Annotated in this window: 6 protein-coding genes; 5 read left to right on the top strand and 1 reads right to left on the bottom strand. The window is 41.9% G+C overall.

Going from position 1 to position 10,912, the window contains the following annotated elements; translation table 11 throughout:
* Nucleotides 1–1,124: 1,124 nt before the first annotated feature.
* The gene (locus VB732_RS14040; RefSeq protein ID WP_323231471.1) at nt 1,125–2,816 is read left to right on the top strand and encodes a M3 family oligoendopeptidase; all 1,692 of its coding nucleotides are present in this window, start codon (nt 1,125–1,127) and stop codon (nt 2,814–2,816) included.
* Nucleotides 2,817–2,983: 167 nt separating this feature from the next.
* Here the strand turns inward: VB732_RS14040 and VB732_RS14035 are convergent, their stop codons facing one another.
* Complete coding sequence (locus VB732_RS14035; protein ID WP_323231469.1) at nt 2,984–5,092, bottom strand: acylase; 2,109 nt, start codon at nt 5,090–5,092, stop codon at nt 2,984–2,986.
* 331 nt (nt 5,093–5,423) lie between these two features.
* Between VB732_RS14035 and VB732_RS14030 the strand changes: the two genes are divergently transcribed.
* From VB732_RS14030 to VB732_RS14015, 4 genes are all read left to right on the top strand, one after another.
* On the top strand, nt 5,424–6,455 hold the full coding sequence (locus VB732_RS14030; RefSeq protein WP_323231468.1) for an iron ABC transporter permease: 1,032 nt from the start codon (nt 5,424–5,426) through the stop codon (nt 6,453–6,455).
* The gene (locus VB732_RS14025) at nt 6,452–7,492 is read left to right on the top strand and encodes an iron ABC transporter permease (RefSeq protein ID WP_323231466.1); all 1,041 of its coding nucleotides are present in this window, start codon (nt 6,452–6,454) and stop codon (nt 7,490–7,492) included. The genes VB732_RS14030 and VB732_RS14025 overlap by 4 nt, the downstream gene beginning before the upstream one ends.
* A 91-nt stretch (nt 7,493–7,583) precedes the next feature.
* Complete coding sequence (locus VB732_RS14020; protein WP_323231465.1) at nt 7,584–8,402, top strand: ABC transporter ATP-binding protein; 819 nt, start codon at nt 7,584–7,586, stop codon at nt 8,400–8,402.
* 549 nt (nt 8,403–8,951) lie between these two features.
* Entirely contained in the window at nt 8,952–10,763 is a 1,812-nt protein-coding gene (locus VB732_RS14015) for an ABC transporter ATP-binding protein (protein ID WP_323231463.1), read from the top strand.
* Nucleotides 10,764–10,912 lie beyond the last annotated feature (149 nt).

Genomic DNA, 10,912 nt, shown 5'->3' with positions numbered 1-10,912 from the left:
GGTGAGTTGACCAATCTCTGCTGGCAGCGTTTCTAAACCTTTATTAGAAAGGTTTAATGTTGTCACTTTGTCTCTGGCTGCTTGTTCAATGATTTCCAGCAGTTCTTGGTTGGTCATGAGCAGATGAGAAATAGGTTAGTATTACTAATTTAGTTTGTATAAAGGGTGTATTGCGGTTTATATTATCACCCTTACTCTTATTCCATCGTTACATTACTGAAATTGTTTAGACGATGTTTTAAAAGTCCTCTCGTGAGTAGCACAACATTTTAGATCCTCCTAAATCCCCCTTAAAAAGCTACGGTGTATACACAAGTCACCAATTTTATGTCAATACGCTTGGGATAAGACAGAAAGCCCTCATGTAGAGACGCAATTTATCGCGTCTAAAAGACTGACACGTTAGAGAGACGCGATAAATCGCCGTCTCTACAAAGAGTGTAATCGTCAATTATTCCTTGACAGGCTACTATTTCCGATTTGTCTATCGCTTACAATGCTAGAAAAAATCCCCTTTCGATAATATGTTTTGAAGTCAGAATAGGTGAATAAGATAATCCCTGAGCAATTTTGGCAATTTGGCATCTCATAACTTCGGGTTGCAGTTTAAATGGAAATATCAACACAACGGGACAGTAAAGAAGTTGTACGAGGGATAAGGTAAAACTTTCCGCTTCTGGTGTCCCGGCTATGCCAGTTGTTAGTTGAATGCTGTAGAACGGCTCTACATGATTGATACAGCATTCAACTGAGTTCAGTTCCCGCTCTACAACTGGCTAGAAATCAACACAATTAAATAGAACTTTGAAAGATAGTATTATCTCCGGCAAATTACTTGTGATATGTCATTGCGAATGCAACGAAGTGGAATGTTCGCGTAGCGTCTCGTAGAGATAGCAATCGCAAGGCTTTTGGGATTGCTTCTCTTCGTACCCTGCGGGAACGCCAAGGGCGGTACGCAATGACAATTATTTAACCGGACATGATATGAGAGATGTGTAGTAGCTTCAAGGCGATTAAAATTTATTATTAATAATAATAGGATTGGTCAACTTAAAATTTTTGGGAAAAACGAAAGTTGTCGATTTCCCTAAATAAAAACTTTTTCATGAGGGAAATGATTGATGCAAGCTCCAGTAGATTTTGCCGAGATCACAGCAGAAACTCCGACGCTTTTGGGCGTAACTGCCGAATACCAAGCTATCCAGGCGCAGTTTAACCAGGCTCAAACCTCACAGCAACGCAAGGCTGCCTTTCAACAGTGGGATGCGTTACGATGCAGACTCAGTACATGGAAGGAACTCACGCAACTCCACTTTCACCAAGACACGCAAAATCCAGAGTACAAAACTGCCTTGGACTATTGCAGCGAAATTTCACCATCTCTAACTGCCCTTGAAGTAGACTTCAAACGGGAGCTGATTCACAGCCCCGATCGCGCCGAGTTAGAACAAAGCTTTGGACAGCAAGCCTTTTTGCTGTGGGAAGCAGACATCACGACTTTTGAAGATGCGATCGCAGCAGATTTAGTTGAAGAATCCAAACTCATCAATGAGTACACCAAACTGATCGCCTCGGCAAAGCTAGATTTTCACGGTCAGCAGTTGAATTTATCAGGTTTGCAACCATATATGCAAAGTAAAGAGCGAGACATTCGCCACCAGGCAGAACAGTGTCGCTGGCAGTTTTTTGAGCAGAATCAAGACCGCTTTGATCAATTATTTGATCAATTGGTGAAACTGCGCGATCGCATGGCAAAAAAATTGGGTGATGAAAACTACATTGCGCTAGGATATCGCCGGATGCGACGGGTAGATTACAATCAAACCGATGTCGAGCGCTATCGAGATCAAGTAGTTCAAGAGGTCGTTCCCTTAGCGATGGAGCTAATTGGGCAACAAGCAAAACGGCTCAACCTAGACACCCTATATTTCTGGGATGAGTCCGTCTTTGATGCAGAAGGTAGTCCGGCTCCCATTGGGGATCATGACTGGATGCTGGAACGGGCACAAGAAATGTTTGATGCCTTGAATCCATCGCTGGCTAGCTTTTTTCAGATGATGGTTGAGCGGCATTTACTAGATTTGCAAAACCGTCCCGGAAAGGCAGGAGGCGGATTTTGCACAAGCTTCCCAAACTATGATGCTCCCTACGTGTTTGCAAATTTCAATGGCACAAAAAATGACGTGCAGGTGTTTGTTCACGAAATCGGTCATGCCTTCCAAATGTGGCGAAGTCGTCATTTGCCAGTTTTCGATTACCTGTGGCCTACCCTAGAATCGTGTGAAATTCACTCCATGAGCTTAGAGTTTCTTACCTATTCACAGATGGAAAAGTTTTTCGGGGATCAAGCCGAGCGATTTCGGAGGCAGCATCTAGCCTGGTCGATTCTATTCCAACCTTATGGTGTAGCAGTGGATCATTTTCAGCATTTGGTATATGCGAACCCAGAAGCAACCCCGCAAGAACGACATCTTATGTGGCAACAAATGGAAGCTCGTTATTTGCCTTGGCGTAAATATGGAGATTTGAACTACCCAAACAAAGGCGGACTCTGGCAAGAAAAGCAACACATTTACTGTTCGCCTTTTTATTATATTGATTACACCTTGGCGGGGTGTTGCGCGTTGCAGTTTTGGGCCAAAGCCGAAGAAAATTATTCGCAGGCGTTGGCTGAATATATTGCATTATGCGATCGCGGTGGTTCTGCATCCTTTCGAGAATTAGTGCGATCGGCAAATCTCATTTCTCCCTTTGAAGCTGGTGCGCTGACTCAAGTTGTTGAAAAAGTGCGTCAGAGTTTGAAGGCTGGCTGATTGAAAAATCAGAAGTCATTAGTCATTTGTCATTTGTGTTTACCAAGGACAAAGGACAACCTCACCAGTTGATCTGCAATCTTACTTGCGTAATAGCTTATTCTCAACCCTACCCTATGAGTAAATCAAGGGTAGGGATTACCACTATCCAGACTATTCTATTGATCTCAGAATACTTTACGTCCTTCTAAATGGGCAAGAATATCTGAGCGATCGCGCCACACAGTCCGTAACTTTTTATCAGCAAACATCTGTAACTGGTCGCTAATGTGGGGCGATCCGGGTTGACTTGCATTGCCGTAACTGGTAAGTGCCATTGCCCGTACAGGCTTAGAAAATTCAATCGCAGCAACATAGGAATCACCTGAAACAGCTTGGAACTGCCCGTTTTCTCCGGGAGCAAAATCGAGTGCCCGAAAAATTCCCAGGTTGGCATCCCCACCATTACTAGGCAAATCCAAATCACCCAACCGTAGCCGAAAAACCTTGCCCCACGGGACATCAAGCGCACCATAAGTCTTTTCTACCTCTGCTGCAACTGCTTGCAGAGTTGCAACTGCACTTTCAGGATTAGCTAAACCATCAGGTGTAGTGCGTGGAGAATTTTCACTCCAAGGTTTACTAAAGGTCTTATCCCAGTCCATCTGTTGTGCCCAAAAAGCAAATAGTACTGCTCCCTGACTATCTGCATTAGCTTGTCGATCCCAGGCTTCTAAGACATTAGCTGCTTTTTGCCCCAAATCTTGACCATACTTGCGTGCAGCCGGAATTAAATCATCCAAAATCCGATCAGCTAATTCCATGCGGGTAGAGTGCTTGTCTGTAACCATTTCATCAAAAGAGATTTTGTCATCCTCAGCCAACATCCTTACAGAACTTTGGGAGCGGAAATCCATGAAACGAGGAGCCATGTAAGGCGGGTAATTATCTGCTTTAATCGCGGTTGGAAAGGTAGTTGTCCAGGGTGGGTCATTGGTATTTTGCAACCAGCCACTCTTCGGGTCAACTATGCGCGGTAAATCTTGGTAAGGATGGATTTTCGTCCACAAGGTTTTAGATGTATTTCCTGAGATTAGACCTTGCCAGTATTTGAAATCACCAAAGGAGCGCACTGGAACTTGACCGTTGAATAGGTGCATAATATGCCCTTCTCTATCTGCATACATCACCGTAAACATCGGCAGTTGCAAGCGCTTGAGTACTGACTGAAACTGGTTAAGGTTTCTTGATCGGGCCATATCCCACCACTGCTGGAGTACACCTGGACGATCAAGACCTGCAACTCTCAGTGCTACGGCTTTACCATTTTTCTCAGTTAATACAGGCCCGTGAACAGAACTTTTCACTATTAATGGTTGTTCTTGCAATGAGCCATCTTTCTGCTTCACCTTTAAGGAGAGAGTTTTTGTCTGGAACTTAAGAACTTTGTCATCAAAGCGGTATCCGTTACCCGCGAGTGTGAGTTCATAAACATCCCAACCATCATAAGTATTAACTGTGTGAGTCCAACCTAAGTTGTTGTTAAAAGCGATCGCTAATACAGGAACGCCTACAAGTGTTGCCCCATAAGCATCAATCCCTGGTGCAGTGATTTGGGCTTCGTACCACAAAAATAAATCTGACCAAGGTAGGTGGGGGTTTGCAAGCAGCATAGCATTTCCACTTGCAGAATTACTTGGTGCGATCGCCCAACCATTAGATCCAACTTGCAACTTTTCTTTGCTCAGGTCTAATGCTTCTTCAGGATTGACCACAAAGGTGAAATTGAGTACCCGATGTAAGTGAGCCATGACATCTTCTGCCTTGACCGGTAGCACCACCTCAACTTCATCATCAATCAACTTTGGATTTTGTTTTGCATAAGCATTGATCCCTTTAGCAAAAGCATCAAGATAACTACGAAAACTTGGACTCTGGGCTTGATACCAAGAACGAGCGCGTTCTGGGACTCCGGCAGTTTGTACCCAACGATCTGAGTCTAAATATTCTTCTCCCCAATACTCTGCCGCGCGTCCCCGTGCTTGACCATAGAGACGTAAAAGCAAATTTCCATGACTTTGCATTTGTGCCCAGCCAAAGGCATGAAATGCGCTCTGGTCATCTTTCCCGTAGATATGCGGTACACCATAAGTATCCCATAATATCTCTGTGGATTTTGTTGGTACAGCTATAGTACGGCTGCCGACAAGCAAAACCAGTATCAAACTCAGTATTAAGGGTAAAACACGACGTATTGATTTTCTTTTGTAAACCCTAAGTAAAATATCGATCCTCATTAACACCACCATGTCCAGATGTAATGTTGGGAATTGGGGATTGGGGATTGGGAATTGGGGATTGGGTATTGGGTTATTAATTTTTCTCCCCCTGCTCCCCCTGCTCCCTGCTCCCTGCCTCCTGCCCCATTCCCCTTAGACAATACCATTTTATTGAGAAATAATGTCAAAGCTGAAACGGTATCTTTGATTCATTTTAAAAACTTGGGAAAAATCTCATGATCATGTAATCTATATATTTATCAAGAAAGATTATCAACTTACCATGATTAAAAAGCTTTGAAAAACAACCGACCAGTAGAGCGTAATATTTTCAAGTGACGGCAGGATCATGATAAAAGCGACTACAGTATCACCTAGAGGATTGAAAAAGCCAGAAATATCACCCTTATTTGGTCTGGTTTTGGGAGTGTGTATGCTGCTAATTTGCTTGGTGTACAGTGTGACACTAGGTGCAGCAGAAATACCTCTGGATAAGATTTTGACATCTTTTATAGCCTTTGATGGTTCTTACGATCACTTAGTTATTCAGAGTGTAAGATTACCGCGATCGCTAATTGCTATTCTTGTAGGTTCAGCCCTGGCGGTATCAGGAGCATTAATGCAGGGTTTAACGCGAAATCCCTTAGCAGACCCAGGTATTTTAGGCATTGAGTCGGGAGCCGCCCTCTTCGTTGTTGTCGCAACTTTCGTTTTTGGCAGTTCATCCTTAAGTATTTACGCCCTTGTCGCCTTTTTGGGTGCGGGAGTGACAGCAGTATTAGTTTACACTCTTGGTTCTCTAGGACGGGGAGGAGCCACCCCACTTAATCTGACGGTAGCAGGAGCTGCTTTAACTGCTCTGATTTCTTCCCTTACCACCGGTGTCTTGATTATCAGTCAACAAACACTCGAACAAGTTAGATTTTGGTTAGCTGGTTCATTATCTGGTCGAGATTTTAATTTATTTTTACAAGTACTGCCTTTCGTCGCCATAGGATTAATAATAGCTCTGGCTCTCGGCAGACAAATTACTACTATGAGTTTAGGTGAAGATGTCGCCAAAGGCTTGGGTCAACAGACAGCTTGGATCAAAATCTTAACCGCTATCAGCGTAGTATTGCTAGCAGGAAGTTCCGTTGCTCTTGCAGGCCCAATCGGCTTCATTGGTCTAGTTGTTCCCCATATAGTGAGATTTTACATTAAAACTGATTATCGGTGGATATTACCTCATTGTGCAGTTTTGGGGGCTATTTTGCTCTTGATTGCAGATATTGCTGCCCGTGTATTGCTCAGACCCCAGGAGTTACCTGTAGGTGTAATGACAGCAATAATTGGCGCTCCCTTTTTTGTCTATCTGGCTAAATTTAAGGTGAAAAAATGAAGGTTGATTGGCTAGTCATTCGTTCTCCGGCGATATCTTTCCGAATTGACCGACGTGTACCAGTCATACTGCTATGTTTGGCAGTAGCGATTGTAGGGGCGATGGTGGTGAATGTAGGACAGGGTGAATACCCAATCTCGCCTTTAGATATTGTGAAAACTGTATTGGGTTTAGATACAGGAAACCCAGACCATGCATTCGTAATTCAGAATTTGCGTCTACCCCGTACCCTTGTAGCATTTATGGTAGGAGTAGCGCTAGCAATTTCTGGGACTATCTTTCAAGGACTGACACGCAATCCCTTGGCAGACCCAGGTATTATCGGGATCAATGCCGGGGCGAGTTTAGCGGCAGTTACCGTAATTGTCCTATTACCATCAGCACCAATTTATACTTTACCTATATCAGCTTTTGGCGGTGCTTTGCTGATGGCGGCTCTAATTTACTCCCTGGCGTGGAATCAAGGTAGTTCCCCGATTCTATTAATTTTGATGGGTATTGGCTTGTCTGCGATCGCAAGCGCCATAACCAGCTTAATGATTACTTTTGGAGAAATTTATGACGTTAGTAATGCTTTAGTTTGGTTGGCTGGGAGCGTTTACGGTCGTACTTGGGAGCAAGTTTTTTCTTTATTACCTTGGTTAATTGTTTTTGTGCCTATAGCTTTGACACTAGCAAGGCATTTGAACGCCTTGAACTTGGGAGATGATGTCGCCAAAAGTCTAGGTAGTCAGGTGGAGTGGCAACGTGGTTTGCTCATAGTGGTAGGTGTAGCCTTGGCTGGTTCAGGAGTCGCCACCGCCGGAAATATTGGTTTTATTGGTTTAATTGCACCCCATTTAGGACGACAGTTAGTAGGTGCAACCCATGAAGCCTTGATTCCTACTTCCGCACTCTTGGGAGGAGTAATTGTTGTCATGGCAGACTTGCTAGGAAGAACGCTGTTTGCACCTATTGAGCTTCCTTGTGGGGTGGTAACTGCTGCGATTGGCGCTCCTTATTTTCTTTATTTATTAATTCGTAACCGGAAAAAATAAAGGATTAGAAACTGGGGATAGAGAATATTTTCTCAACCCCAAAATCAGGTTTTCATAAATCCAAAATCTAAAATCTAAAATGGTTTCACTTATGAAAGGACTGTCAACCAAAAGTCTGTCTTTAGCTTACGATGGGGCTACAATTATCCGTGACCTTAATTTGGCAATTCCCCCCGGACAAATTACTGGTTTAGTTGGTGCTAATGGTTGTGGTAAATCAACGTTGTTACGAGGTTTGGCTAGATTGCTCAAACCTAGCGGCGGTAAGGTGTGTCTTGATGGAACATCCATTTTTAATCTTTCCACCAAAGAAGTAGCACAGCAGTTAGGTATTTTGCCCCAAGGGCCAGTAGCACCAGAAGGTTTGACAGTGCGAGATTTAGTAGCACAAGGACGTTATCCTTATCAAAATTGGTTGCAGCAGTGGTCAGCAAAAGATGAAAAAATCGTACAGCAGGCACTAGAAATTACAGATTTGTTGAAATTAGCAGATAGAGCATTGGATACTTTATCTGGTGGACAACGACAACGAGCTTGGATTGCAATGGCGTTGGCACAAGATACAGATATTTTACTTTTAGATGAACCGACTACTTTTTTAGATTTGGCGCACCAGATAGAGATTTTGGATTTATTGTATGAGTTGAATCAAACTCAGGGACGAACGATGGTAATGGTACTACATGATTTAAATCAAGCGTGTCGTTATGCTGATTACTTAGTTGCAGTCAAAGATGGTCGAATTTTTGCTGCTGGAGAACCAAAGCGAGTCATGACTCAAGAAATGGTTCAAGAAGTTTTTAAGTTAGAGTGTCAGATTATTCTTGATCCTATTGTAGGGACACCGATGTGTTTACCTATAGGACGCAAGGGAAAAGCAAACAATAAACAAATTTACTTAAATTCCTAATGCGATTTCTGCTAGTACAGCACGGCTTGAAGAAGAACTCAGAAGTCAGAATCAAGACGCGACGCTCGTTCGCCCTTGGCGTGCCGCCGGCGCTATCCGCTAAATCGATTCAGAATTCAATTCTGTTAGCGGATAGCTAAGGTTTAGCCCATTCTGGCGACTGATATCATGTCCGGCAAATTACTTGTAATATGTCATTGCGAGTGCAACGAAGTGGAATGAAGCAATCGCAAGGCTTTTGGGATTGCTTCTCCCCGCATTTCTCACAAGCTGCTTTGCGTATAAGTAACAAGTAATGAGTAATAAGTAATAAGTTAAGAATTTTACTCATTACTCTTTACTCACTACTCATTACTCCTCCATTCGAGGTGTGGTGAGAAATCCGGGTTCTCTTCGTACCCTGCGGGAACGCCAAGGGCGGTACGCAATGACAATTATTTAACCGGACATGATATGACGCATGTATTCTGTTTGATAAATCCAGCTTCAATCATATTGAACTAAAGATATCCTTCTCATCAATCACCCGAGTACAAACAATAAACAGTCATGACAATCACATCAAAACCTCTTATAGCACCTGATAAGCCTAGTAATTCAGCCCATCCTTTACAGCGCGTGCTGAAATATGGAAGACGCTATCGCCAACAAATTTGGCAAGCAGTATCATTTTCAATCATTAATACGATATTAGATTTAGCACCACCGTGGTTGATTGGTGCTGCGGTAGATATTCTCGTTCAGAAGGATAATTCCCTAATTGCAAAATGGGGAATTAAAGATATATTTTCACAATTTTTGTTGCTTTCATTTATCACTGTGATTATTTGGATATTTGAATCAGCTTCTCAGTATGCTTATGATCTACTATGGCGTAATTTAGCCCAAAATATTCAGCATAATTTACGTTTAGATACTTACAATCATGTACAAGAATTAGATTCAGCTTACTTTGAAGAAAGCAGTACTGGCGGCTTGATGTCAATTCTGAATGATGACATCAACCAATTAGAAGATTTTTTAAATTTTGGAGCTAATGACATCATTCAGATTAGCACCGCAATGCTAATTTTAACTATTGGTGCTTTTTGGGCTTTGCCTCCCTCCATTATCCTAGCAGTAATGCTACCAATGCCATTTATTGTTTGGGGTTCTATCGCTTATCAAAAGCGGCTAGAATCTCGTTATGCTGACGTGCGGGATAAAGTAGGTTTTCTGAACTCACGATTAGCAAATAATCTCAGTGGAATTAACACAATTAAGAGTTTCACTGCTGAAGCTTATGAAAGTGCTAGATTAGCCGAGGAAAGCCAAGCATATAGAAAAAGTAATATCAAGGCAATCAAACTTTCGGCTGCATTTATTCCCATAATTAGAATGCTAGTTTTAATTGGGTTCACAGGCTTACTATTTTGGGGAGGTATGGCAACATCTGCTGGGATTATATCGATTGGTAATTACAGTGTTTTACTAGTTTTAGTCCAAAGGTTGTTGTGGCCATTAGTGTCATTAGGAGAAATATTTGACAAATATCAAAGGTCAATGGCTTCTGTAAATCGTGTGATGAATTTGTTAGATACTCCCATTAATATTATTAGAGGGGATATATCTTTAAATGTTTCTCAATTACGTGGTGAAATCGATTTCAAAGAAGTAACTTTTTCTTATAAAGACAGAGAAACAGTAATTAAGAAACTCTCCTTACATATTCCCCAGAGCCAAACTATTGCTATTGTTGGGTCTACTGGTTCTGGTAAAAGTACTTTAGTTAAATTACTATTGCGATTTTATGACATTTCTTCTGGAAAGATTACGATTGATGGGATTGATATTCAAGATTTAAATTTACACGATTTGCGTCGCAGTATCGGCTTGGTAAGTCAGGATATATTCTTATTTCATGGTACTATTGCTGAGAATATTGCCTACGGTACTTTTGATGCTAACGATGAACAAATAATAAAAGCTGCCAAGATTGCCGAAGCTCATGATTTTATTATGCGACTCCCTCAAAAATATGAGACGATAGTTGGAGAACGAGGTCAAAAATTATCTGGTGGACAACGCCAAAGAATTGCGATCGCTAGGGCTGTGGTAAAAAATCCACCGATATTAGTTTTAGATGAAGCTACATCAGCAGTGGATAATGAAACTGAAGCGGCAATTCAGCGTTCTTTAGAAAAGATTACTGTTAATCGAACAACCATAGCTATAGCTCATCGTCTTTCTACTATCCGTAATGCTGATTGCATTTATGTAATGGAATATGGAGAGTTAGTTGAGTCAGGAACCCATGAAGAATTGTTAAATAAAAATGGAATTTATGCAGGTTTATGGCGGGTACAATCTGGGGTAAAATGATTTATTTGCAGAAAGAAGTTTAGCATAACTATTTATGCAGTGAGACTCCATCTTTTATAAACTTTTTGTAACTGCTTTTGTATTTAGCCCCAAAAGTGTTGAATGTTAAGAGAAATCCGATAAAAACAGCCCAAAATTTAACATATTTT

The sequence above is a fragment of the Nostoc sp. UHCC 0252 genome, assembly GCF_034931145.1.
Classification (GTDB): domain Bacteria; phylum Cyanobacteriota; class Cyanobacteriia; order Cyanobacteriales; family Nostocaceae; genus Nostoc.
The sequence above is the reverse complement of the archived record's forward strand: the minus strand, read 5'-3'. Positions and strand labels throughout refer to the sequence as shown.

Coding starts and splice junctions, on each gene's coding strand:
- VB732_RS14040 (WP_323231471.1), top strand. CDS start 1,125: ATGCAAGCTCCAGTAGATTTTGCCGAGATCACAGCAGAAACTCCGACG.
- VB732_RS14035 (WP_323231469.1), bottom strand. CDS start 5,092: ATGAGGATCGATATTTTACTTAGGGTTTACAAAAGAAAATCAATACGT.
- VB732_RS14030 (WP_323231468.1), top strand. CDS start 5,424: ATGATAAAAGCGACTACAGTATCACCTAGAGGATTGAAAAAGCCAGAA.
- VB732_RS14020 (WP_323231465.1), top strand. CDS start 7,584: ATGAAAGGACTGTCAACCAAAAGTCTGTCTTTAGCTTACGATGGGGCT.
- VB732_RS14025 (WP_323231466.1), top strand. CDS start 6,452: ATGAAGGTTGATTGGCTAGTCATTCGTTCTCCGGCGATATCTTTCCGA.
- VB732_RS14015 (WP_323231463.1), top strand. CDS start 8,952: ATGACAATCACATCAAAACCTCTTATAGCACCTGATAAGCCTAGTAAT.